This window comes from Compostimonas suwonensis, assembly GCF_002797855.1.
Taxonomy (GTDB): Bacteria; Actinomycetota; Actinomycetes; order Actinomycetales; family Microbacteriaceae; genus Compostimonas; species Compostimonas suwonensis.
On record NZ_PGFB01000002.1, the window covers coordinates 688,406 to 711,294 of the forward strand.

22 protein-coding genes are annotated in these 22,889 nt (G+C 69.2%); 5 read left to right on the forward strand and 17 right to left on the reverse strand.

Annotated elements, in window-relative coordinates; all coding sequences use genetic code 11:
• Positions 1–4: 4 nt before the first annotated feature.
• The 4 genes from CLV54_RS07000 to CLV54_RS07015 form a co-directional block, all read right to left on the reverse strand.
• Entirely contained in the window at positions 5–1,528 is a 1,524-nt protein-coding gene (locus tag CLV54_RS07000; protein ID WP_100344200.1) for a tripartite tricarboxylate transporter permease, read from the reverse strand.
• A gap of 9 nt (positions 1,529–1,537) precedes the next feature.
• The gene (locus CLV54_RS07005; protein ID WP_100344201.1) at positions 1,538–2,086 is read right to left on the reverse strand and encodes a tripartite tricarboxylate transporter TctB family protein; all 549 of its coding nucleotides are present in this window, start codon (positions 2,084–2,086) and stop codon (positions 1,538–1,540) included.
• Entirely contained in the window at positions 2,086–3,108 is a 1,023-nt protein-coding gene (locus CLV54_RS07010) for a Bug family tripartite tricarboxylate transporter substrate binding protein (RefSeq protein ID WP_157802862.1), read from the reverse strand. The genes CLV54_RS07005 and CLV54_RS07010 overlap by 1 nt, the downstream gene beginning before the upstream one ends.
• A 98-nt stretch (positions 3,109–3,206) precedes the next feature.
• Complete coding sequence (locus CLV54_RS07015) at positions 3,207–4,028, reverse strand: IclR family transcriptional regulator (RefSeq protein ID WP_100344203.1); 822 nt, start codon at positions 4,026–4,028, stop codon at positions 3,207–3,209.
• Positions 4,029–4,244: 216 nt separating this feature from the next.
• Between CLV54_RS07015 and CLV54_RS18120 the strand changes: the two genes are divergently transcribed.
• Positions 4,245–4,817, forward strand: coding sequence for a sensor histidine kinase (locus CLV54_RS18120; RefSeq protein ID WP_281258164.1), 573 nt, complete (start codon positions 4,245–4,247; stop codon positions 4,815–4,817).
• 51 nt (positions 4,818–4,868) lie between these two features.
• Here the strand turns inward: CLV54_RS18120 and fgd are convergent, their stop codons facing one another.
• Together fgd and CLV54_RS07030 are read right to left on the reverse strand one after the other, a co-directional pair.
• Positions 4,869–5,885, reverse strand: a complete 1,017-nt coding sequence (gene fgd / locus CLV54_RS07025) for a glucose-6-phosphate dehydrogenase (coenzyme-F420) (protein ID WP_100344205.1) — start codon at positions 5,883–5,885, stop codon at positions 4,869–4,871.
• Entirely contained in the window at positions 5,882–6,775 is an 894-nt protein-coding gene (locus CLV54_RS07030) for an EamA family transporter (protein ID WP_211294465.1), read from the reverse strand. The genes fgd and CLV54_RS07030 overlap by 4 nt, the downstream gene beginning before the upstream one ends.
• Positions 6,776–6,821: 46 nt before the next feature.
• Here CLV54_RS07030 and CLV54_RS07035 point away from each other — a divergent pair, with 46 nt between their 5' ends.
• From CLV54_RS07035 to CLV54_RS07045, 3 genes are all read left to right on the forward strand, one after another.
• Positions 6,822–7,340 (forward strand): MarR family winged helix-turn-helix transcriptional regulator, encoded by a 519-nt coding sequence (locus CLV54_RS07035; protein WP_100344207.1) that lies wholly within the window; start codon positions 6,822–6,824, stop codon positions 7,338–7,340.
• A 162-nt stretch (positions 7,341–7,502) separates the two neighbouring features.
• A complete protein-coding gene (locus CLV54_RS07040; RefSeq protein WP_100344208.1) occupies positions 7,503–8,666 on the forward strand; it encodes an N-acetyltransferase DgcN family protein in 1,164 nt (387 codons plus the stop codon).
• On the forward strand, positions 8,663–9,736 hold the full coding sequence (locus CLV54_RS07045; RefSeq protein WP_100344209.1) for an alanine/ornithine racemase family PLP-dependent enzyme: 1,074 nt from the start codon (positions 8,663–8,665) through the stop codon (positions 9,734–9,736). Before CLV54_RS07040 ends, CLV54_RS07045 begins: the two co-directional genes overlap by 4 nt.
• A gap of 10 nt (positions 9,737–9,746) precedes the next feature.
• On the opposite strand, the gene CLV54_RS07050 is transcribed toward CLV54_RS07045, so the two are convergent.
• The 5 genes from CLV54_RS07050 to CLV54_RS07070 form a co-directional block, all read right to left on the reverse strand.
• Positions 9,747–10,208: an SRPBCC family protein gene (locus CLV54_RS07050; protein ID WP_100344210.1), complete on the reverse strand. Its 462-nt coding sequence runs from the start codon at positions 10,206–10,208 to the stop codon at positions 9,747–9,749.
• A gap of 51 nt (positions 10,209–10,259) precedes the next feature.
• Positions 10,260–10,697 carry a VOC family protein gene (locus tag CLV54_RS07055; protein WP_100344211.1) on the reverse strand — a complete coding sequence of 146 codons (438 nt, stop codon included), beginning with the start codon at positions 10,695–10,697 and terminating at the stop codon, positions 10,260–10,262.
• Between the two features lie 59 nt (positions 10,698–10,756).
• The gene (locus CLV54_RS07060) at positions 10,757–11,185 is read right to left on the reverse strand and encodes a hypothetical protein (RefSeq protein WP_100344212.1); all 429 of its coding nucleotides are present in this window, start codon (positions 11,183–11,185) and stop codon (positions 10,757–10,759) included.
• Positions 11,186–11,223: 38 nt separating this feature from the next.
• On the reverse strand, positions 11,224–11,517 hold the full coding sequence (locus tag CLV54_RS07065) for a DUF4287 domain-containing protein (RefSeq protein ID WP_100344213.1): 294 nt from the start codon (positions 11,515–11,517) through the stop codon (positions 11,224–11,226).
• Positions 11,518–11,714: 197 nt separating this feature from the next.
• Positions 11,715–12,104, reverse strand: coding sequence for a winged helix-turn-helix transcriptional regulator (locus CLV54_RS07070; protein WP_245861456.1), 390 nt, complete (start codon positions 12,102–12,104; stop codon positions 11,715–11,717).
• A 78-nt stretch (positions 12,105–12,182) separates the two neighbouring features.
• On the opposite strand from CLV54_RS07070, the gene CLV54_RS07075 reads away from it, so the two are divergent.
• Positions 12,183–12,830 carry an NAD(P)-dependent oxidoreductase gene (locus CLV54_RS07075; RefSeq protein WP_100344215.1) on the forward strand — a complete coding sequence of 216 codons (648 nt, stop codon included), beginning with the start codon at positions 12,183–12,185 and terminating at the stop codon, positions 12,828–12,830.
• A 55-nt stretch (positions 12,831–12,885) separates the two neighbouring features.
• Here the strand turns inward: CLV54_RS07075 and CLV54_RS07080 are convergent, their stop codons facing one another.
• From CLV54_RS07080 to CLV54_RS07105, 6 genes are all read right to left on the reverse strand, one after another.
• Positions 12,886–13,365 carry a GNAT family N-acetyltransferase gene (locus CLV54_RS07080; protein WP_100344216.1) on the reverse strand — a complete coding sequence of 160 codons (480 nt, stop codon included), beginning with the start codon at positions 13,363–13,365 and terminating at the stop codon, positions 12,886–12,888.
• A gap of 55 nt (positions 13,366–13,420) precedes the next feature.
• Positions 13,421–14,353: an alpha/beta hydrolase gene (locus tag CLV54_RS07085; protein WP_100344217.1), complete on the reverse strand. Its 933-nt coding sequence runs from the start codon at positions 14,351–14,353 to the stop codon at positions 13,421–13,423.
• A 149-nt stretch (positions 14,354–14,502) separates the two neighbouring features.
• On the reverse strand, positions 14,503–18,996 hold the full coding sequence (locus CLV54_RS07090; RefSeq protein ID WP_170061961.1) for a glycoside hydrolase family 97 protein: 4,494 nt from the start codon (positions 18,994–18,996) through the stop codon (positions 14,503–14,505).
• 318 nt (positions 18,997–19,314) lie between these two features.
• A complete protein-coding gene (locus CLV54_RS07095; protein ID WP_100344219.1) occupies positions 19,315–21,057 on the reverse strand; it encodes an MDR family MFS transporter in 1,743 nt (580 codons plus the stop codon).
• Between the two features lie 76 nt (positions 21,058–21,133).
• Positions 21,134–21,751 (reverse strand): TetR/AcrR family transcriptional regulator, encoded by a 618-nt coding sequence (locus CLV54_RS07100; protein ID WP_157802864.1) that lies wholly within the window; start codon positions 21,749–21,751, stop codon positions 21,134–21,136.
• 116 nt (positions 21,752–21,867) lie between these two features.
• Entirely contained in the window at positions 21,868–22,848 is a 981-nt protein-coding gene (locus tag CLV54_RS07105) for a Gfo/Idh/MocA family protein (protein WP_100344221.1), read from the reverse strand.
• Positions 22,849–22,889 lie beyond the last annotated feature (41 nt).

Here is a 22,889-nt window from a genome sequence, read left to right on the forward strand (position 1 = left end):
GGTGTTACTCCTCTCTCACCTTCACATCGGCGAAGGTCCGTTGGTGTTTGCGCTTGCGCGCCTTCTGCACGATCGGGATGGCCAGCACGGCCGCGATCGCGACGACGAGCACGGCGCTCACCGGTCGGGTCACGAAAACCCCGAAGTCGCCACGCGACAGGTACATCGACTGACGGAACGCCGTCTCGAGGAACCCGCCGAGCACGAGCGCCAGGATCATCGGCGACAGATCGAACCGGAGCTTGTTGAGAGCCCAGCCGAGAAAGCCGAAGGCCACCATGACCCCCACGTCGAAGACACGGTTGTTGAGGCTGTACGCACCGACGAACATCGTGATGGTGACGATCGTCAGCAGCACCGGCTGCGGGATGCGCAGCATGCTCACCCAGATGCCCACGAGCGGCAGGTTGAGGATGAGCAGCAGCAGGTTGCCGAGATACATCGAGGCGATGACACCCCAGAAGATCGCCGGGTTGTTCTGGATGAACAGGGGCCCCGGCTGCACGTTCTGGATCTGCAGCGCCGCCAGCAGCAGCGCGCTCGTCGCCGAGAACGGGATGCCGAGGGCGAGCAGCGGCACCATCTGGCCGCTCGTGGCCGCGTTGTTGGCAGACTCCGGCCCCGCGACCCCGCGGATGGCGCCGTGGCCGAACTCCTCCGGGCGCTTCGACAGCCGCTGCTCGAGCCGGTAGGAGGCGAAGCTCGAGATCACGTTCTGCGGCCCCGGCACGAGACCGAGGCCGAAGCCGAGGAACGAGCCGCGCCAGATCGCCGGGAAGGCCTCCTTCCACTCCTTGCCGCTGGGGAACAGCTCCCGGAACCGGATTCCCTTGACCGAGGGCAGGGTGCTCGGCCCGCTGACCGCCTTGAGCACCTCGGCCATGCCGAAGAGGCCCATGACGATCGGCACGAGGTCGAGCCCCGCGCTCAAGTCGAGCGAGCCGAAGGTGAAGCGGCTCATGCCGGAGGTGGGGTCCGTTCCGACCGTCGCGATGCCGAGGCCCAGGGCGACCATGGCGATGCTCTTCCAGCGCGAACCCGAGGTCAGGAACGACAGGGCGAGCAGTCCGAGCAGGGCGATGAGGCAGTACTCCGGCGGCGCCAGGTTGATCGCGAGCGAGGCCAGCGTCGGGGCGAAGAGCATGAGCAGCAGCACGCCGATCGTGCCCGCGACCGCCGAGCCGACGGCCGCGACCGCGAGGGCCGCACCCGCCCGGCCTTTGCGCGACATCTGATAGCCGTCGATCGAGGTGACGATCGATGCCGCCTCACCGGGGATCCGCAGGAGGATCGCGGTCGTCGAGCCGCCGTACATGCTGCCGTAGTAGATGCCCGCGAGCATGATGAGGCCCGCGGTCGGGCTCATCACGAAGGTGAGCGGCAGCAGCAGCGACATCGCTCCCGTCGGCCCGATTCCGGGGAGCACACCCGTGAGGGTGCCGATGATGGCTCCGAGGAGACCCGCGAGCAGGTTCTCCGGCGTGAAGAGCACGCTGAAGCCGAGCAGCAGTCCGTTGATGGGATCCATAACGCCCGCCTAGAAGAGGGGCCCGGCCGGCAACGGCACGCTCAACACGGTTCCGAACAGGAACTCGACTCCGGCGCTGAAAACGATGCTCAGCAGCACTGTCAACCACCATCTCTTCGATCGCATTGCGAACAACATGGCCACGCAGAGCACAAAGCCCGCGAGGAACTGGCCGATCGTGGGGATCGCCGCGATGTACACGATCGAGGCGAGCAGCACGACCACCAGACGGAAGGCGTACGAGGCGAGCGGCCACACCACGAACTGCTCACGCGGCAGCCGGATCGACTCCCCGATCAGCCCGATGGACGCCGCGACCATCCCGCACCCGATGATGATCGGGAACAGTCCGGCTCCGGGCTGATCGAGGGTTCCGACGTCGTAGCCGAAGGCCTGTACGAGGTAGATGGCCGAGAGTGCCAGGAACAGGCATCCTGTCACCGTCACCGAGATGCGTTCCGATACCCGGTGGCCGACCTCGGGCTCCTCCTCGAAGAGGTCGGCCAGCGGGTCGTCGGGTGCCTCGGGGGCTCCGCGGGGGTCAGGGTCCGGTGTCATCAGAGCCCGAGGTCGCCGATGATCTTCTTGTACCGGTCGTAGTCGGTCTGGAGGGTCTCACCGAGCTCTGACGAGTCCTTGTACTGAACGATCGCCGAGTTCGCCTCGGCCCAGGTTGTGAAGGAGTCGCTCTCGATCGCGGCTTTCAGGGCATCCTGCAGCGTCTCGGTGACGTCGGCCGGGGTGTCCTTGGGCAGCAGCACGAAGTAGTAGTTGTTCTGTGTGTAGGTGACCCCTGCGGTCGTGAAGCTCTCGACGTCGGGTAGCGATGGGATCGGCTTGTCGTTGAACGAGCCGATGATCTTCATGTCTCCGGATGCCACGTGCTGGGCCACGTCGGCGGGCGAGGAGATGATCGCCTCGATGCTGCCGCCGAGCAGTGCCGGAACGGATTGCGCGAAGCCCTGGAACGGCACGGAGGTGATGTCGACCGAGAGCTCCTGGATCATCTCCTGGAGCGCGACGTCGGGCAGGGTTCCGACGCCGCCCGTGCCGACCCGGATCTCGCCCGGATGGCTCTTCGCGTAGTCGACGAAATCCTGCGGTGTGTCGTACGGCGCCGACGCGCTGACGGCGAGCACCTGGGGGAAGTACAGCAGGCCAGCGACCGGGGTGTAGTCGTCGGGGCCCTTGTAGGGAACGTCGACGCCTTCGCGCCAGGGTTGGATGGCCATGGCCGCCACCGAGCCGAGGTAGGCCGTGTAGCCGTCGGGCTTGGCGCCCAGCATGGCGCTCGCGCCGATGACCCCGCCGTCACCGGCCTGGTTCACGACGACGACGCTCTGCCCGAAGTCCTGCGGGATGTCTTTCGCGACCTCGCGGGCCACGAGATCGAGCGCCCCGCCTGCGGCGAAGCCGACGATGAGCTGCACGGGATGCTGAGGGTAGTTCGAGCCGCCGCTCGCCTCACCACCGGAGCCGGTGCTGCTGCAGGCGGCCAGCGCGAGCGCCGCGGCCGCGGCGATTCCGGCGATGGCCGCGTGGCGGATGCGTCTTCTCAGAGTCGCGCCGGTCTGTGTCATGCGGGCGGGTGCCGTGAGAATCGGTGAAGCGTGATGGTTCATGTCATCTACTCCTTGCTCTGTGGGGGCGGTGCTCCGGGGTGTTCCGTGGATGATCGCTAGCGATCGGTGCGGTTCGAACGGCTCGTCGACGGCACGGTGCCGTGCGTCGAGTAGCCGATCCGTTCGCTTATCTCGCAGGCGGCGTGGACGACGGCCTCCGCCATGCCTGCGATGGTCTGCGGGGTGAAGCGCGCCTCCGGGCCGGTGACGTTGATGGCGGCGATGACGTCGCCCGCGCGGGACCGGATGGGAGCGGCGATCGAGACGATTCCGGCGAGACGGTGAGCCCGCGAGACCGCGAAGCCCTTCTCCCGGATGTCGGCGAGCCAGCCGAAGAGCTCGACCGCGTCCCTGAACTCGATGTCGGGCCAGGGCTGTCCGTTCTGCGGAACGTAGCGGTCGATCTGCTCCTGGGGCAGGAAGGCGAGCATCGCGAGGCTCGGTGCGCCGAGGTAGAGGGGAACGCGCTTGCCGAGGTCGGAGTAGGTGCGACGGAGCTGGTGATACGACTCGACCTGCACGACCCCGACCCGGGAGTCGCCCTGGCGCAGGTGCAGCGCGGCGGTCTCCCCCGTGCGATCCCGAAGGGTCGTGAGGTAGGAGAGCGAGATCGACCGCAGGTCGTCGAGCTGGTGGAGGAAGGTCTCGGAGAGCTGGAGCACCCGCGCCGACAGCTCGTAGCGAGAGCTCTGGCCAGGCCGACGGCGCACGATGCGGTTCGCTTCGAGGATCTGGAGCAGGCGGTGCGCGGTCGTGCGGTTGATTCCGGCGGCGTTCGCGACCTCGAGCGCGGTGGGATGCGGGTTCGCCATGGAGAAGGCGAAGAGCACGTCGAGGATCTTCGCGGCGGACGGATTCGATGCTGGCGACTGCTCCATGACGTTCACTCCTCGAACTCGACGTTCACTGGTTGGCCAACTTTAGGAACCGGTGAAGAGGCCTGTCAAGGATGCGGAGCGCTCAATCCGACAGGGCGTTCGTATGCTGAACGGATGGCGAACTCAGCGTGACGCAGACGCGCCGGAGACCCGGTCTCGTACCGGAGACGGGCCCCGATCTCAGCCCGCCGAGGCGTCTACGTCGTGCTGCGCTACGTGCCCGACTATCCGCTGACCGCCGCGAGCCCGCGTGACAGCCGATGCGAACGCCATCACCGCGAGCTCCGAGCCGGTCGACCTTGCAGCGGTCGTGCGGACCGCCCTGGCCGAGAGCACCGGCGAGGCAGCGCAGCATCGGGTGGTCATCACGTCGAGACTGGATGCCGCCCCGCCGCCGTCGACACAGCACTGCTGGCGCATCTGGCGGCCAACCTCGTGCAGAACGCCATCCGTCACAACCTCAGCCCGGGAACGGCGACGATCGCCACGAGCCACGATCCGGTACGCGGCACGGTGACCCTGCGTGTCGAGAACACCGGCGCCGTCTACGAACCGGAGCAGGCCGCGCGGCTCAGCGAGCCTTTCCTGCGCGGCACCGGGCGCGCCACCCGCCCCGATCAGGCGCGCAGCTACGGCATCGGACTCGCCCTCGTCTCGCGCATCACGGAGGTGCACCACTGCACCCTCGTCATCGCGGCCCGCGACACGGGCGGGCTCGACATCGTCGTTGTGCTTCCCGACAGCACGAGCACCCGGGCACGGGCGGCATCCGGTCACCCAACGCGGTGAGCGAGACGGCGACGGACCGGAGCGGCCCGGTGCGGGATATCAGACCGATGCTCAGAGAGCGCGAAGACGCGGCGCGAGGTCGCGCTCGAAGAGCGTGAGGAACCGGCGCTGGTCGTGCCCGGGAGCGTGGAAGACCAGGTGGTTGAATCCCGCGTCGACGTACTGAGCGATCTGAGCGACCGTCTTGTCGGGGTCGGCCCCGACGATCCACCGCTTGGCGATCTGCTCGATCGGCAGGGCGTCGGCGGCGCGCTCCATCTCGACGGGATCGGTGATCGAGTGCTTCTGCTCGGGGCTCAGCGAGAGGGGCGACCAGAACCGCGTGTTCTCGAGCGCGGTCTGCTCGTCCTCCTCATAGGAGAGCTTGATCTCGATCATCCGGTCGATGCCCGAGGCGTCCCGGCCGGCGAGCTCGGCGCCCTCGGCGACGGCGGGCAGCAGCTTCTCGGTGTAGAGCTCCATGCCCTTGCCCGAGGTGCAGATGAAGCCGTCCCCAGCGCGGCCGACGTACTTGGCCACGACGGGCCCGCCCGCCGCGATGTAGATCGGGATGCCGCCCTCCGGCCGGTCGTAGATGCTCGCGTCATGGGTCGAGTAGTACTCCCCCTCGAAGCTCACCCGGTCGCCGCTCCAGAGAGCGCGCATGACCTCGATCGACTCCCGCAACCGCGCGAACCGTTCCTTGAACTCGGGCCAGTCCTGCGCGCCCGCACCGCGAAAGCCCGTCGCGATCTCGTTCAGCGCCTCGCCCGTGCCCACCCCGAGCATGATGCGCCCCGGGTAGAGGCAGCCCAGCGTGGCGAAGGCCTGCGCGATGACGGCGGGGTTGTAGCGGAAGGTCGGGGTCATCACCGAGGTGCCGATGCGTATGCGCTCCGTGCGCTCGCCGACCGCCGCGATCCAGGCGAGCGAGAACGGCGCGTGGCCGCCCTCGTGCCGCCACGGCTGGAAGTGGTCGCTCACGGCGACGGACTCGAACCCGTGCTCCTCGGCGGCCACCGAGATCTCGACGAGCTCTCGGGGATCGAACTGCTCTGCGGAGGCCTTGTAGCCGAGGGTGAGCGTCATGGGGTGTCCTTTCTGCCGACTGATCTAGCGTACTTCGGCAGCCTGGCCAGCACGGGCTGCCCGAGCAGGATCCCCAGGAAGACCAGCGCGAGACCGAGCAGCTGCTGCACGGTGAGCAGCTCGCCCGCGACCAGGGTTCCGAGCAGCACACCCGTCACGGGGTTGAGCAGGCCGACGAGGCCCACCGTTCCTGCGCTCAGGTGCTTGAGCCCCGAGAACCAGGCGAGATAGGCGACGGCGGTCGCGACGATCGAGAGGTAACCGAAGCCGAGGAGGGCAGGCGCGTCCAGGGCCGGCGGGGCTCCTTCGACCGCGATCGCGACGGGCACGAGCACGACTCCCCCGGCCACGAGCTGCCAGGAGGTGAGCGAGAGCACGTCGACGTCGGAGCTCCACCTCTTGGCGAGGACGAAGCCGATCGACGACATCGCCATGGCGGCGACGGAGGCGATCACGCCGATCGGGTCGATGGCGCCGCCGCCCGTGAGGAGCATGGCGCAGACGCCGGCGATCCCGAGGCCGGCTCCCGCGAGCGGCAGCACCCGCGGCCGCTCGGAGAGGAGCAGCCAGGCGAAGAGCATCATCACGACGGGCGCGGTCGCCATGATCGTCGAGGCGATGCTCGTGGGCAGGAGCTGCGCGGCCAGATAGACCAGAGCGAAGAACGCGCCCATGGTGAGGGAACCGAGCACGATCGACTTCCACCACCACGAGCCGTGAGGAAGCCGCCTGCGTGCGAGGAGCAGGAGCAGCCCCGCCGGAAGCGCCCTCAGCACCGCGCCGTAGAGCGGATGATCGGCGGGCAGGAAGTGCAGGGTGACGAAGTAGCTGCTGCCCCACGCGACGGGGGCGATGGCCGTGATCACCGACCATCGCACAGTAGCTTCCATGGAAGCCACTATAGCTTCCTAGGAAGATGATGACTACAGTGCAGGGATGACCGGAGAACTCGATCACGTCGCCCGCATCCAGCAGGAGTGGGCTCGCGAGCGCCCCGACGTGGATGTCGCCCCGCAGGGCGTCATCGGGCGGCTCCACCGTCTCGCGGGGTTCCTCGACGAGGAGCTCGCGACCGTGTTCCGCGGCCACGGCCTCGGGGAGGGCGACTTCGACGTGCTCGCGGCGCTCCGTCGTGCCGGTGCCCCCTACGAGCGCACGCCGAGCGAGCTGGCGCAGTTCACGATGGTCACGACCGGCGGCACCACCAAACGCATCGACCGGCTCGTGCGCGCGGGCCTCGTCACCCGGCGGCTGAGCGAGAGCGACGGCCGCGGACGCCGCGTGGGGCTCACTCCGGACGGCCTCGAGCTCATCGACCGGGCCTTCGGGGAGCACATGGCCAACGAGCACCGGCTCCTCGCCGGCCTCGCCCCCGAGCAGGTGGCGCAGCTGGAGTCGCTGCTGACGATCTGGCTGGCGCGCTTCGAGAGCCCGCTCCGCCCGCCTCAGAGCTGACAGCGCTTTTCTTTCGGTCTCCTGTGAGGGTTCGCAGCACCCTGCTGTACTGTTCTAGGGCCGGCAGTCGCCGGCAATCAGGGAAGACGTCTCGTTGACCGTTGGGCCCATCCGGCCCGGCCACGATCCCGTCGCCTCCTCTGAGTCACTCAGAGGAGCGTTATGCCCCAGTCCATCTCCCCGTCCGATTTCGTCGTGCAGCGCCTCGAACCCGCTCACGACGCCCTCGCCTCCCTCCCGCTCGGCGCCTCGGCCGTGGTCTACTGCGAAGGCCAGTTCGGCGAGCAGGACGGCAAGACGGCCAACGGCCTCGTGCGGCACTCCGAGAAGTACGAGATCCTCAGCGTCATCGACAGCCTGCGTGCGGGCGCGGACGCCGGGGCCTTCCTCGACGGCACGCCCAACGGCATCCCCGTCGTCGCCGGTCTCGCCGAGGCCGTCGCCGACGCCGGACGGGTGCCCGACTACCTCATCTGCGGCGTCGCGCCGGCCGACGGCCTGCTCTCCTCCGCGCAGCGTGTGGTGCTGCTCGACGGCATCGCCCGGGGAATGCACATCATCAACGGGCTGCACGAGTTCTTGAACGACGACGTCGAGTTCGCGGCCGCGAGCCTCCTCGCCGGCGTGACGATCACCGATGTGCGCCGCCCCGCAGAGAAGAAGGATCTCCACCTCTTCTCCGGCCGCATCTTCGACGTGACCTGCCCGCGGATCGCCGTGCTCGGCACCGACGGCGCGATCGGCAAGCGCACGACCGCCACCCTGCTCGTACAGGCCCTCACCGAGCGCGGCATCAAGGCCGTGCTGGTCGGCACCGGGCAGACGACGCTCATCCAGGGCGGCAAGTACGGGGTGGCGCTCGACGCGCTCGTTCCGCAGTTCTGCTCGGGCGAGGTCGAGCACCAGGTCGTCGCAGCCTTCGAGGGCGAGAACCCCGACATCATCGTCGTCGAAGGCCAGGGCGCGCTCAGCCACCCCGCCTACCTGACCTCCGCCCACATCCTGCGCGGCAGCAGACCGGCCGGCGTCATCGTGCAGCACGCGCCCAAGCGCCGGGTGCTGGGCGACTTCCCGATGGTCGCCATGCCCACCGTGGGCAGCGAGATCGCGCTCATCGAGGCGTTCGCCGACACCACGGTCATCGGCATCACCATCAACCACGAGCAGATGAGCGACGACGAGGTCGGCGCGACGATCGACGAGTACGAGCTCGAGTTCGGCCTGCCCGCCACAGACCCGCTCACCCGTCCCCTCGACCGCCTGGTCGACATGGTGCTGCTATCCTTCCCCGCGCTCGAGGCCTCACTCGCCTCGAGCGGACGGTGACCGCGCCACGCCTGGAGATCGACCTCGACGCGATCGAGCACAACACCCGGATCCTCGTCGACCGGCTGGCCCCCAGGGGCATCCGCGTGACGGGCGTGTCGAAGGCGACCCTGGGCTCCCCCGGCGTCGCCGCGGCCATGCTGCGCGGCGGAGCCGTCGGCATCGGCGACTCGCGCGTCGAGAACCTCGCACGTCTGCAGGATGCCGGTGTCGCAACCCCGCTCACCCTCATCCGCTCCCCCATGCTCAGCCAGGTCGAGCACGTCGTGCGCACCGCCCACCGCAGCCTCGAGACCGAGACCGTCGTTCTCGAGGCGCTCTCGGCAGCGGCCGCGCGCTGGCACATCACCCATGAGGTCGTGCTCATGGTCGAGCTGGGCGACCTGCGCGAGGGGGTGGATGCCGCCGACGTCGTCGAGCTGGCCCGCTCCGCCTCCCGGCTGCCCGGCCTCGAGCTCGCCGGTCTCGGAACGAACCTGGCCTGCCAGAGCGGCGTGATCCCCGACCAGGAGAAGATGGACGAGCTGTCCCGTCTGGCGGAGCGGGTCGAGTCGGCCTGCGGAGCACGGCTCTCGATCGTCTCGGGAGGCAACTCGGCCAACCTGGAGTGGGCGCTGAGCACGCCCGACGTCGGACGCGTCGACGAGCTGCGGCTCGGCGAGTCGATCCTGCTCGGCACGGAGCCGCTGCAGCGGCGGCCGATCGACGGCCTCGACACCCGCGCCTTCACCCTCGTGGCCGAGGTCATCGAGGCGAAGGTCAAGCCCGCGCAGCCGTGGGGCGGGATCGCCCAGGCCGCGTTCGGCGAGCAGGACCTGCGAACGGGCAGCGGCAGCATCCGCCAGGTCATCCTGGCCCTCGGCCGCCAGGACGTCGACCCGCGCGGGCTCACCCCGCCGCCGGGCATCGGCGTGCTCGGAATGAGCAGCGACCACCTCGTGCTCGACGTGGGCGATCATGAGGTGTCGGTCGGCGACGAGCTGCGCTTCGAGCTCGACTACAGCGCGCTCGTGCGGGCCGCGACATCCCCCTTCGTCACTGCGGTCGAACGGGGCGGCTCCGAGGCGTGACGAGCGTGCGTCAGCGGCGCAGGAGGTACGCCTCGATGCGGTCGAAGGCGCCGACCCAGACCTGCTGGCCGAAGAAGTCGCGGATCTCGACGGTCGGGAAGCCGCTCTGCACGACGGTCACGAGCGTGCCGCGGTCGTGCGCCTCGAACGTCAGCTCGGTGCGGGTCGTCATCGCCATGTCGCCCTGAGGGCCGCTGCCCGTCGACTCCGTGACGAGCCGGTGCGGGCGGTCGATCACGAGGAAGGTCTGCGTCTCGCGGAAGAGGGTGCCGGCGTTCGGGCCCCAGACGGCGGTCTGCGTGCCGCCGACCCGCAGATCGACCTCGATCTCGACGATGCCGGGCTCCTCATCGAGGATCGAGAACCAGATCCTCTGCTTCTCGGCATCGGTGTAGGCGTCGAAGACCTCCTCGGGTGTCGCCGGGAGCTGTCGGGTCATCCGCAGTCCGATGGCGTCGGGCTGCTCGCTCATCGTTCTGATCCTCTCGTGAGTGTGAAGTGGAGAGTGCGATCGATCGGTGGATCAACCGGGCTGGACGATGAGGAAGCGGTTGCCGTCGGGGTCGCGGAAGAAGAACTGCACGGGAATCGGATCGGGCACGCTGGCCTCACGCGAGACGAGCCCCGTACGGGTGCCGCCCGCCCCCGCGATCGGCTCGACCACGACACCACGTGCGCTGAGCGCCGTATGGTCGGCCTCGATGTCGTCGGAGGCGAAGGCGCAGTACGTCTGGTCGCTCGGCACCCGCTCGCCCTCGCTCGACGGCACGAGCGCGAGCGCGTTCACCGAGCCGGCTGGGGCCACCTCGATCCACCGGCGGCCGCCGCCGTAGACGAAATCGCCGCGCTTCTCGAAGCCGAGCACGTCGACGTAGAAGCCGAGAGCCCGCTCCTGGTCGGAGACCGGGACGAAGATGGTGCCCACCTGCGTGATGCGGGTCGTTGCCGCGCTGTCGCTCATCGTGTCGAACCTCTCCTGTGACTCGGATATGACTACCGGGGCTGCCCGCCCATTGTCCCTCAGCCGCCGCTGCGAGCACAGAGGTGCTGCGAGATCCAGTCCGGCGCCGCCGACAGCGCCAGGCCTCCCGAGCGGATGAGGCCGGCGAACTCGATCGCCTCGTCGGTCAGGCGCCCGTCGGCCGAGCCCTCCTCGTCGCGCCCCACGTGCACCGACAGCCAGCGGGTGAGGCCAGGGCCGATCCTCGCGCTCACCGCGACGATGCCGGCGAAGTGCCGCACCTGGCCGCGGGTGCCGTCGTCGAGCTCGGAGCGGAAGCCCGCGCCGGAGAAGACGTTCCGGCCGCCGACGGCGGCATCGAGAAACCAGAACGGCCCGGTGCGGATGCCCGCGGCATCCGTGCCCAGCTCGATCAGGAACCGCCGCGGTGTGGGTTTCTCGCGCGCGAGTCGTGCGGCCAGCGAGCAGAGTTCGGCACAGGCGTCCATCGGAGAACCGTATCGGAGACAGCGATGTCGGGCGAACGCTACGCGGTCGGCTTGGTGGCCTTGCCGTCGAGCCACAGGGTGTCGGACTCGTCTCGGTGCACGCCCGTCGTGCCGACGTGCTTCGAGGCGATCGTGGGCCCGTTCTTGATCATGTGCACGAGCGCCATGCCGTGGCCTCGGCCGAGCTCGTAGTCCTCCTTCAGCCACTCGAGGATCGCACCCGCCGCGACCGCCGGGTCGCCCAGGCCTTTCTCGTGCGCGATCTCGAGCAGCTGGCGGGGTGTGAGCCCGGTCTTGTCCTCGATCGTGTCGAGATATGCCTGAAACGACATGTGCGCGACCCTCCTCATATAAAACCGATTGGTTTCCGTCGGGCCCGACCCGGCACGACGCCCGAAGCGCCCGGCGATCCCGCCGGGCGCTTCGGCGTCACCGGGCCGACACGGATTCGTGCGTCCCGTCCGGCCCGCGGGCGTCGACGGGAGGGCGCCGGCGCCCTCTCTCGGCGAGCCGGATCGCCGCACTCGGCTCAGGCGGTGCGCGTGTCGTAGTCGGTGCGCGAGCGGGCGATCCCCGTGTAGTGCTCGATGGCCCAGTTTTCGAGGGCGCGAAGCGGCTCGAGCAGCGAGTGCCCCGCCTCTGTGAGCTCGTACTCGACGCGCACGGGCACCTCGAGATGGGCCGCGCGGCTCACGAGGCCGTCGCGCTCGAGCCCGCGCAGGGTCTGGGTGAGCATCTTCTGCGAGATGCCCTCGACCCTGCGCAGCAGCTCCGAGAAGCGCCGCGGGCCGCCGCCGAGCGCTCCCACGATGAGCACGGTCCAGCGATCCCCCACCCGGTCGAGCACCCGGCGGGTGGGGCAGCCCTCGCGGTAGGGGTCGAGCGCCGGATACTCCGCGCCGTCGATCGTGGTTACCACGAAGTGCCTTCTTCCCATTGGAGAGCAAGTTACGTACAGTAACCAACTGTACGTGCGAAGCATCGAGAGAGGACGACAATGTCGACGATCACAGTTCTGGGAGGCACCGGTTACACGGGCGCCAACATCGTGCGCGAGGCGGCCGCCCGCGGCCACGAGGTCGTCTCGTTCAGCCGCAACGCCCCGCAGGATGCCGTGCCCGGCGTGCGCTACGAGACAGGCTCCCTGCTCGACGACTCCGTGCGCGAGCGCGCCGTCGCCGGAGCCGATGTCGTGATCGCCGCCCTCGCGCCCCGCGGCGAGCTCGAGACCGGGCTGGACGCCGTCTATCGGCGCGTCGCCGAGCTCGCGGCAGCGAGCGGCGCACGTCTCGGCGTGATCGGCGGCTACAGCTCCCTGCGGATGACCGAGGGCGCCCCGCGCATCGCCTACGGCGACGACGTGTACCCCGAGTACGCGGCCGAGAGCCGGGCGATGGCGGAGATCCTCGACGAGCTCGTGGAGAGCGCTCCGGAGGGCCTCGACTGGTTCTCCGTGAGCCCCGGCGCCGGCTACGGCTCCTACGCCCCGGGCGAGGCGACCGGCGTCTTCCGCATCGGCGGGGATGTCGCGCTGTTCGACGAGGCCGGCCAGTCGGCGATCTCGGGGGCCGACTTCGCCACCGCGGTGCTCGACGAGGTCGACTCCCCCGCGCACCACCGCACACAGTTCTCCGTCGCCTACTGAGCGGCTCGCCGGCGCCCTGCCGAGCGGTTCTCCGTCGCCTGTCGAGCGGTCGGGCTCAGAGGTCCAGCTCGTAGACGTACTGGATCGGCCCGCCCTCGCCCTCGCGGTTGACGAATCCGACGCTCTCGTAGAGGGCGCGGGCGGCGACGTCGTCCTCGCTCGTGCCGAGATCCATCCAGGCGGCGCCACGGCCTCGGGCATACTCGATCGCGGCGTTCAGCAGGGCGCGGCCGAGACCGCGGCCCCGGTTCCCGGGGGCGACGTAGAGCTCCGCGAGGTAGCACTCGGGCGCGGCCACCCAGATCGCCGGGCGGAAGCGCAGCACGACGAGTCCGTGCGGGGCGCCGGGATCGTGGGCGTCGTCGGGGTCGTAGCCGAGCAGCACAGCGGTGTCGCCCGCGGCGAGAAGCTGCGACATCCGCTCGGCCAGCTCGCGCTGCTCGGGCACGATGTCGTCGTACTCGGCGTTGAAGGCGCGCAGCAACCGGGCGATGTCGTGCGCATCGGCGGATGTCGCGAGCCGCGTCTGGCTCATACGCCCACGCTACCCCGCAGCGCCGCCCTCATCGAGCCCCTCGGCACGGGGTGTGTCAGGCGGCTGCGCGGAGGCCGAGCGTCGCGGCGAGCCATTCCCGCGCATGGTCGAGGAGCCGCTCGGCGGGGGCCGTCGTCGCGGCCCAGTTCTCGAAGCCGTGGACCGCGCCCGGCACGATCTCGAGGGTGACGTCCACGCCGTCGCGGCGCAGGCGACCGGCGTACTCGACGATCTCGTCGTGGAAGAGCTCGATGTCGGCGGCGTAGAGCCAGGTGGGCGGCAGGCCCGTGAGATCCTCACGACGGGCGGGCACCGCGTAGTCGGGCAGCTCTGCCGCCCCGGGCTCGCGCCCGAGATAGGCGCTCCACCCGAAGCGGTTCGCGCTGTTGTTCCACACCCAGTGGTCGATCCCGTCGAGCTCGCGGCTGGCCGCGGTGCGGTCGTCGAGCATGGGGGCGAAGAGCCACTGGGCCACGGGCTGCACGGCCGAGGTGTCGTGGAGCCGCTGCACGAGACTCGCGGCGATCCCGCCGCCGGCGCTCTCCCCTCCGACGACGACCCGTGCCGGGTCGACGCCGAGCTCGGCGGCGTGGGCCTGCAGCCACTCCCAGCCGGCGGTCACGTCGTCGAGCGCGGCGGGGAACGGCGACTCCGGGGCGAGCCGGTATCTGACCGAGACGACCGTGATGCCGAGCCGGCCGGCGGTCTCGGAGCACAGCCTGTCGTCTTGTCTCGCGTCGCCGATGACGAGACCGCCGCCGTGGATCCAGAGCAGTCCGGGGCCGTCCGCCGCGGCATCCGGCCGGTAGACGCGCACACGCACCGAGCCGTCGCGCAGCCAGCGCGTCGTGACGCCCTCCACGCGGTGTTCGCGCATCAGCCGGGGGCCCACCCGGCCGAGGAGCCGCACGAGGCGCTTGCTGTTGTCGAGCGCCGGCAGCTTGAGGAGCAGCGGGCGGAGTTCTGGGTCGACGGCTTCGATGTCCATGGACCGAGCATCGCTGCACCCGACGACGATGTCAACTAAGTTGATCGATCTCGCGCCTCGGCCTCGCCCGGAACGACGAACGGACGGCCGAACCCGCGAATCGCGGGCCCGGCCGTCCGTCGGTCAGGCATCCCTCACGGGACCCGGGATCAACCCAGGGCGGTGAGCGTCAGCGTGGCCTGGTAGGTGCCGTTCGCGACCTCGAGCGGAAGCCGCAGGTCGAGGTCGGCGCCGAGCTTCGCCGAACCCAGCTCGTGGCCGTTGGCGGCCAGACCGAGGGTCGAGGATGCCGACAGGCCGTCGCCCGAGAGGAAGCCCGACGCGACGGCGTTGCCTGCAGCAGCGCCACCGCCGGCCTCGACGAGGAGCGGGGTCCAACCCAGGTACTTGCCCGAGAACGTCGTGTCACCGTTGGCGAAGTCGCCCACCTGCGCCGAGATCGACCACTGCGGGGCCGAGGTGCGGGTGTCGGTCACGCGAACCGGGTTGATCGAGCCGGTCGCGGCGAAGTGATCGCCGTCCTGCTCGGCCGTGCCCAGGTTCACGAGGCCGTTGGTGCCGTCGATGTTCCAGACGAACTCGCCCGGCTCGCCGGTTCCCTGCTCGGGAACCGTGACCTCGACCTGCTGGTCGTCCGTGTCGGCCGGGGCATCCGGCGTCTCGGAGACAGCGGTGAGCACCGCGCGACCCAGCTGGGCGTCGAAGGTCCAGACGCTGCCGAAGTCCCAGCCGATGGCCTCGTAGGTCGACTGCTGCGCGAGCTGCGCGGCGGTGCGGTTGGCGCCGTTGAGGTTCGTCGCGGTTCCGTTGGTGATGAGCGAGCCGTTGACCGTCGCCGTGTCGAGCGACAGGTTGTCGGTGTAGCTCGGGCTGCCGTTCTCGCGAGCGAGGACTCGCGCACGAGGGCTGTTGGTGGTCTGCACCGTTCCGCTGACCACGACGTTGCCGATGACCCGGGTGCCCGTGTAGCCGTAGCCGGTGAGGATGCCGCCGTTCTGAACGTCGGCCTTCACCGTGGCCGACGCCACGTAGTTGTTCTGCAGCAGCGCCGAGGAGGAGTTCCAGGCGACGAGGCCGCCGACCTCCCAGTTGGCCCGGGCGTTGGCGTCGACCGTGTAGCTGTTGCGGATCTCGGCGTTGTTCTCGGCCGCGATCGGCGCGGAACGCCAGCCGCCGGAGACCTCCGACCCGATCACGAAGACCTGGTCGATGAGTCCGAAGTTGGCCACGGTCACGACCGCGACACGGTTCGCCTGAATGTAGGCTCCCGGGATCACGGCTGTGGCGTCGATGAAGCCGAGCTGGCGGATGGTGCCGGCGTTCGTCATGATGAACGCCTTCGACTCGGAGCCCGCGACCTCGAGGCCCGAGATCTTGTGGCCGTTTCCGTTGATCGTTCCGTCGAAGCTCGCGACGGGGGTCCACGGACGCGTCATCGTGATGTCGGCCGTGACGTTGAACGTCGCGGCCGGGTGCTGCGCGATGAGCGCGAGGTCGGCCTCGCTCGAGATGTCGTACGGGCCGGTCGAGCCGTCCTCTTCGAGGGGGTTGTCGATCGCATCGGTCGTGATGCGCGCGAGGAACCCGCCGCCGCTTCGCAGCGTGGGCGTGAGGGTGCTCGTGCTGTCGACCGTCGTCGTCGTGCGCGACATGCCCACCGCGACCGTCTTGTCGGCGTAGAGGTCGACGTTGTACGTCGTTCCCGCCGGCAGGAAGTCGAGCGGGATCGACAGCTGGCCGGGAGCGGTGGTGCCGGATGTCACGGCGATCCAGTACTCGCCGTCAGCGGTCTCGCGCGCCACGGCGGCGAGGCTTCCGATCTTGCTCTGCGGAAGCATCCAGCTGCGCTTCCAGGTGGTCGGCAGGTTCTCGATCACGTTTCCGACGAGGTCGTGGTACTGACCGCCGGGAGCGAGGTACGCCGGACGCTCGGACAGCTGCATGTACGGCATCGTGTAGACGACCGTCGAGGCCAGCTGGTGAGCCCACGAGACGTTCCATCCCGAGCCCGAGAGCTGGAACGGCGTGAAGTCGGCGGGGCCGGCGATCAGGCGCGTGAACGGTGCGAGCACGTCCTGGTTGGCGTCGTAGCCCGACTGCAGGCCGCGGATGGCCTCACGACCCAGCTCGTTGGGGTACGTGCGGTTCTGGCCGGTCGGCTCGAGCGGGTTGTGGAAGATCACCATGAGCTGACGAGCCGCGGAGTCCCGCGCCATGTCACGGAAGAAGTTGACCTTCGTCTCCGTCTCCTCGTTGGTGTGGTCGACCTTGAGGCCGGCGAGACCGCTCTGCTTCACGAGGTCGAGGTAGGCCTCACGGAAGTCGGGGTTCTGCAGGCTGTTGCGCGCATAGCTGCTGCCGCTGTCGTAGCTGATCGCGTTCGTGAACGTCGTGTCCGCGCCCGCGCCCTTGTCGTAGTCCGTCCACAGCCAGACGTCGACCGGAACGGTCTTCGACTTGCCGCGCTGCACGAGCGCGGCGATGTTCGCGAAGCGCTCAGCGGTGTTGGCACCCCACGAGGCGTCCGTCAGGTTGCCTTCGATGAGGATGCCGGTGATGCCGGCGTCCGCCGTCGAGTCGAGGAGCGACTGCATGCCCGTGAGGCTCTGGTCGTTCGTCGTCTGGGTCGCCCACGAGTTGGTGCCCGGACGGATCCAGCTCAGGTCGCCACCCGGGAACACCGAGGTGTCGATCGGGTCGTTGACGGCCGTCACGATGTCGGAGTTCGTCAGGTCGGTGAGGTTGTCGGCGATCGTGATGACGCGGAACGGGGAGTGCAGCGTCTCGGGCTTGACCGCGAAGGTTCCCTGGCGGTTGTCCGTGGCCCAGTAGTACGTCGAGATCGAGCCGGTGCTCGTGGTCTTGAGCGCGATCGCCGGCCAGTCGAGGACTTTGGCCTCGGTGACGTTGGCGAAATGGCCGTCGGGGAGCTCGACGGTCGGCAGCACGGTGATGTTCTGCGCGCCGGCAGCGGCGAAGGTGTTGCGGCTGAAGCTGTTCTGCAGATCGTCGATCGTGCCGCTCGTGACCACCTGGTAGTTCAGCGTCGAGGCGGGGTCGAAGGCGAAGGTCGTGTCCTCGCGCGAGACGACGGCGCCGGCGAGCGACGGGTCGAGCACGTAGCGCAGGGCGATGCCGGTGTCGAAGACCTCGAACTCGAGCGAGAGGACGCTCGCGTCGTCGCGCAGAACGGGGATGACGCTCGTGTTGTTGTGGTCGCGTCCCGTGTCCTGGTGGCCGATGAGCGGGTAGCTCTCGTCGACCGCGGAGGTGGTGGCGGTTCCCAGGGTCACGCCGGTGCCCCAGTCGGTGCCGCCGATCACGAGACCGAGATCGGATTCGCGCACGACGGTCGCGCCGTCCTGCGTGACGGTGTAGCCGAGGTTGCCCTCGTCGTCGGTGGAGACGGTGGCGACGGTCTTGCCGTCGGGGCTCGTCGTCACGACCTCGGACGCGAGGCCGTCACCGGGCTCGGTCGGGTCGTCGGTCGGGTCGTCCGTCGGCTCGGTGGGCTCGTCGGGCTCGGCCTTCTCGGGCACGGCCGTGAGCACCGGGCGCTGAGCGGCCTGGTCGAAGGTCCAGATGCCGGCGAAGTCCCAGCCGATGGCCTCGTACGTGGCCTGCTGCGCGAGCTCCGCGGCGCTCTTGTTGAGCCCCTGACGGTTGTCGGCCGCGCCACCGGTCACGGCTGCGCCGCTCACCGGGAGCGTCGCGAGCGCGAGGTTGTTGACGTACGTCGCGCCCTTGCTCGCCACGCTCGTGTTGTTCTGGCCGTTGATGCGGCCGATGTTGTTGGCGGACTGGCCGCTGCCCTGGGCGACGGAGCCGCCGAGCGCGACGGCGCCGCGGATCGTCGCGGTGCTGTAGCTGTAGCCGCTGATGATGCCGATGTTGCGGGTCTCGGTGACCATGGTCGCGTCGGCGTAGACGTTCGTGATGCGCTCGGTGCCCACGTTGTCGTTGCGAGCGGCGATTCCGCCCGACTCCCAGCCGGAGTGGATCGAGCCCCGGAAGTAGCTGTTCTGGATGACGCCGTTGGAGAGGTTGTCGGCGACGATTCCGGCCGTGCGCCATCCGCCGTCGATCGAGCCCATGACGTACACCTGGTCGACGAGGCCGTGGTTGTTGGCCACGACGGTGGCCTTCTTGGTGTTGGTGGTCTGCGACTCGGCGGAGGAGGTGCCCGTGATCGACACGCCGCTGAAGCCGACGCGCTCGATGGTCCCGGAGTTGTTGTTGATGAGGGCGGCCGTCTTGTCGGCGCCGCCCGTGCTCGCGTAGACCTTCGATCCCGTGAAGTCGATCGAGAGGCCGAAGACCGTGTGGCCCGTGCCGTCGAGGACGCCCCCGAAGCTGTTGATCATGGGAACCGGGGCGGTGAGGGCGATGTCGGAGGTGAGCGCGTAGTGCGCAGCGGCCGAGCCGGTGCCCGCCGTGTCGGCGTTGACGTTCGAGATGAACGACGAGAACTCGTCGACCGTCCCGATCTTGTAGGGGTCGGCGGCGGTGCCGGCGCCTGTGAGGTCGGGCGCGGCATGCGCGAGCAGGGTCGTCGTCGTGACGCCGGCCACGACCAGTGCGGCGGCCGCAGCCACCGCCCCGATTCGTATACCGCGTCGCGCGACCATCGGATGTGTCTTCACGTGAGCTATCTCCCTTTGCAGACTTCCTGCCGCGCCGAACAGACCACCGCGACAGCGGATGTTGATATGCATCCCAGAGACTCGTCACGCATGCCGACTACTTGCCCACGGCTAACTGAAGGAACCCTCTCCACGAGGTGAACAGTCGACGTCACTCCTGTCAGCTTCGTGTTCATCTTCGTGAGCGGGTCGGACGACGACGCGCAACGGATGCCGCGGCGGCGCTTCAACGACCGAGCGCGGGCCTGTTCGCGGGCGACGAGCGTCTGCACGCCGCGCCCGCGAGCAGACCCGCGCTCGAGAGGAACCGCCCTGAGATCAGCCCCGGGGAACGGGGGTCTCGCGGGAGGAGTCGCCGTCGGTGCCCGCGTCGGATGACGCATCGGCACCCGCGTCGGCGGTGTCGGCCCCGGCTGCCGTGGCGGCATCCGCTGTCGTGCCGGCATCCGCGGGGCGCTTCCCGGAGGCCTCGAGGCGCTGAGCGGCCTCGAGCGCCTCGGCCTCGTCGCCGCCGATCGCCTCGCCGCGGGCGACGAGCCCCGCGACGTCCGACAGCGGGATCTGCTTGAGGAAGAGCGAGAGCACGAATGCGATGCCGATGAACGGCAGCAGGTACCAGAACACCGGAGCGAGGGCGTCCGCGTAGGCGGCGACGACACCGTCGTGGAGGGCGTCGGGCAGCTGGTTGAGCGTCTGCGGATCGAGCGTGGAGGTCGAGCTCGAGGCATCCGCCGCACTGGCGCCGGCGCTCGTGAAGACGTTCTGGAGGTTGTCGGTGAGGCGCGTGGTGAAGATGGTGCCGAACACCGCGACACCGAGCGCGGCGCCGACCTCGCGGAAGTAGTTGTTGGTGCTCGTCGCGGTGCCGACCATCTCGGGGGCGACCGAGTTCTGCGTGATGAGCACCACGACCTGCATGATCAGGCCGAGTCCCGCGCCGAAGACGAACAGGTAGACGCAGATGAGCCAGATCGGGGTGTCTGCGGCGAGGGTCGTCATGGCGACCATCGCGGCCGCCGTGAGGATCGTGCCGAGGATCGGGAACAGCTTGTACTTGCCCGTCTTGGAGATGGCGATACCGGAGGCGATCGAGGTTCCGATCAGACCGACCATCATCGGCAGCATCAGAAGACCGGATGCCGCGGCCGAGGTGCCCGACGACATCTGCAGGAAGGTGGGCACGAAGCCGATCGCCGCGAACATGCCGAGTCCGAGGGTGAGGCCGATCGCCGTCGCGTTGACGAAGATCGGGTTGCGGAACAGCGACAGAGGGATGATGGGGTCTGTGGCCTTGGCCTCCGCGAGCACGAAGAGCAGGGCGGAGAGCACGACGCCGACGCCGAAGAGCCAGGTCTCGATCGCGCCCCAGCCGTGGTCGGAGTCGCCGCCGAAGTCGGTGAAGAAGATCAGGCAGGTCGTGAACGCCGAGAGGAAGACCACCCCGAGGATGTCGATGGGCTGTGTGGCCTTCTTGTTGGGCAGGGTGAGGGTGAACCAGGCGATCGCGAACGCCGCGATGCCCACCGGGATGTTGATGTAGAACGCCCACTGCCAGGTGAGGTGGTCGACGAAGAACCCGCCGAGCAGGGGGCCGCCCACGGCCGAGAGGCCGAAGATCGCGCCGAGCGGGCCGAGGTACTTTCCGCGCTCGGAGGCGGGCACGATGTCGGCGATGATCGCCTGCGAGAGGATGATGAGCCCACCGCCGCCGAGGCCCTGGATGGCGCGGAAGACGACGAGCTGGGTGAAGTCGCCCGCGAATGCGCAGCCGATCGAGGCGATCGTGAACAGCGCGATCGCGATGAGGAACAGCCGGCGGCGACCGAGCACGTCGCCGAACTTGCCGTACACGGGCATGACGATGGTCGTCGCGAGCAGGTAGGCGGTGGTCAGCCAGACCTGGTGCTCGACGCCTCCGAGCTGGCCGACGATCGTCGGCATGGCGGTCGACACGATGGTCTGGTCGAGACTGGAGAGCAGCATGCCGGCGATGAGCGCGGCGAAGATGATCCAGATCCGGCGTTTGGTCAGCAGAAGCGGCGCTTCGGCGGTGGTGGTCACTGGTGGGCCTTTCGGGATGTGGTGGGGTCGAGCTGCGGTGGATCGGGAGGAAGGGCGGAGCGTCGGAGAAGAAGGATCAGGATGCGGCGGGCGCCGTCACCGCACGGAGGGCGGCGAGCGAGTCGAGCAGTGCGGCGCCGAAGTCGGCGGCGACACGGGGGTCGGAGAGCCGGTCGGCGGTGGAGCGCAGGACGGCGGTGGCGACATCCACGGCCGCTCGCGCGAGCGGGTCGTCGAGCGGCACGCCCTCGCGTTCCGAGACGAGCTTCACGAGCTTCAGCTCCTGCACCCGGCCCATGCCGATGACACGGGCGAGCAGGCGCGGTTCCCGCTCGAGGATCGCCACGAACTCGGCGTGCTCCGCGCTGCCGAGCCCCGCGGCGTTCGTGGCCTGGATCGCGAAGTCGACGAGATCGTCGATGACGGCCGGCCATCCTCGCGAACCACGGGCACGGAACTCCTCGATGAAGCGCCGGGTCTCGCCCGCCTCGTCGACGCCGACCACGGCATCCTCTTTGGAGGGGAAATAGTTGAAGAACGTTCGGCGCGAGACCCCCACCTCGCTGCACACCTCTTCTATCGTGAAGCCGTTGAGGCCGCGTTCGGCGGTCAGCTGCCGGCACAGTGCCGTGAGACGGGACGCCGTCGCCAGCTTGCGCTGGGACGCCCGCGTGAGGGTTGCACTCTCATTCACGGTGTGCAGTATTGCACTATCGAATCGATGGTGCAAATCGAGAGCGCGTCACTGTGCCGTCGACGCGGACGGCGGGTAGACGGATGCCGGATGCTCAGCTCATCGACGCCCGACGCTCAGCTCATCGACGCGGTGTCGCCGGCGCGACGGTACGCGGCCTCTGCGAGCCGCGCGGCCCCGAGCATGTCGCCGAGGTCCGTCTGCGGCCCCTCACCCTCCCGCACCCGCCGGATGACGTCGCGCACGAAGGCGGGATAGAGCTCCGCCTGGTCGGTTCCGCCGTCGATCACGACCCGAGGCCCATCGGCAGGGGTCGCGACCACGGTGCGCGTCTCCCCCAGCCAGCGATAGTAGGTGTCCCCCGCGCACACCTCGAGCACGACCTCGGGGACGGGGTTCGGGAGGTAGCCCGTCTCGATCGAGGCGATCGAGTCCCCCGCCGAGAGCACGACGAGGGAGAGGTCGTCGACCTCCTCACCCGAGAAGGAGCCGCTGATCGCTGCACCCGCGACCCTCCAGTCCGCCGAGGGCGCCAAGGCCCGAACGAGGTCGAAGTAGTGGATGCTGAGGTTGAGGGTCGTCCCTCCCCCGGATTCCGCCCGTTGCAGATGCCATTCCGCGCCCCAGTCGCGGTAGCGCTGCGCCGAGCCCGGTATCTGACGGAAGATCCCGTAGCTCATCTCGACGCCCGGCGACAGCTCGGCGATGAGCCGGCGGAAGGGGGTCATCCGCATCGTGAACGGCACGGCGACGAAGGCGCCGGCCTCGCGCGCCAGCCGCTCGTTGACCTCGATCTGGGAGACGGAGATGCCGGTCGGCTTCTCCATCGCGAACGGGATCCCCGAACGGATGAGGAACTCGGCCTGCTCCGCCATCTCGCGATGACGTCCGAAGGCGAAGACGAGCTCGGGTCGCTCCACCTCGATCATCCGCCGGTAGTCGAGATAGGCGGTCGCCCCCGTCTTCGCGGCGAGGTCGTCCGCCCATCCCGGGCGGGGGTCGGCGACACCGACGAGTCGCACGTCCGGCTCGCCGATCACGCCGGGCAGATAGTACGGGGTGTGCCAGTGGGAGACGCCGATGAACGCGACCCGCATGAGTGCTCCTTTTTTCCTGTGACGATCGGGATCGCGGTCGG

What these genes read in the sequence shown, in the direction of transcription:
- CLV54_RS07085 (WP_100344217.1), bottom strand. Translation starts at nt 14,353, where the DNA reads ATGGACATCGAAGCCGTCGACCCAGAACTCCGCCCGCTGCTCCTCAAG.
- CLV54_RS07040 (WP_100344208.1), top strand. Translation starts at nt 7,503, where the DNA reads ATGCCCCAGTCCATCTCCCCGTCCGATTTCGTCGTGCAGCGCCTCGAA.
- CLV54_RS07015 (WP_100344203.1), bottom strand. Translation starts at nt 4,028, where the DNA reads ATGGAGCAGTCGCCAGCATCGAATCCGTCCGCCGCGAAGATCCTCGAC.
- CLV54_RS07080 (WP_100344216.1), bottom strand. Translation starts at nt 13,365, where the DNA reads ATGAGCCAGACGCGGCTCGCGACATCCGCCGATGCGCACGACATCGCC.
- CLV54_RS07000 (WP_100344200.1), bottom strand. Translation starts at nt 1,528, where the DNA reads ATGGATCCCATCAACGGACTGCTGCTCGGCTTCAGCGTGCTCTTCACG.
- CLV54_RS07010 (WP_157802862.1), bottom strand. Translation starts at nt 3,108, where the DNA reads ATGACACAGACCGGCGCGACTCTGAGAAGACGCATCCGCCACGCGGCC.
- CLV54_RS07055 (WP_100344211.1), bottom strand. Translation starts at nt 10,697, where the DNA reads ATGAGCGACAGCGCGGCAACGACCCGCATCACGCAGGTGGGCACCATC.
- CLV54_RS07035 (WP_100344207.1), top strand. Translation starts at nt 6,822, where the DNA reads ATGACCGGAGAACTCGATCACGTCGCCCGCATCCAGCAGGAGTGGGCT.
- CLV54_RS07075 (WP_100344215.1), top strand. Translation starts at nt 12,183, where the DNA reads ATGTCGACGATCACAGTTCTGGGAGGCACCGGTTACACGGGCGCCAAC.
- CLV54_RS07050 (WP_100344210.1), bottom strand. Translation starts at nt 10,208, where the DNA reads ATGAGCGAGCAGCCCGACGCCATCGGACTGCGGATGACCCGACAGCTC.
- CLV54_RS07030 (WP_211294465.1), bottom strand. Translation starts at nt 6,775, where the DNA reads ATGGAAGCTACTGTGCGATGGTCGGTGATCACGGCCATCGCCCCCGTC.
- fgd (WP_100344205.1), bottom strand. Translation starts at nt 5,885, where the DNA reads ATGACGCTCACCCTCGGCTACAAGGCCTCCGCAGAGCAGTTCGATCCC.
- CLV54_RS07060 (WP_100344212.1), bottom strand. Translation starts at nt 11,185, where the DNA reads ATGGACGCCTGTGCCGAACTCTGCTCGCTGGCCGCACGACTCGCGCGC.
- CLV54_RS07065 (WP_100344213.1), bottom strand. Translation starts at nt 11,517, where the DNA reads ATGTCGTTTCAGGCATATCTCGACACGATCGAGGACAAGACCGGGCTC.
- CLV54_RS07005 (WP_100344201.1), bottom strand. Translation starts at nt 2,086, where the DNA reads ATGACACCGGACCCTGACCCCCGCGGAGCCCCCGAGGCACCCGACGAC.
- CLV54_RS07105 (WP_100344221.1), bottom strand. Translation starts at nt 22,848, where the DNA reads ATGCGGGTCGCGTTCATCGGCGTCTCCCACTGGCACACCCCGTACTAT.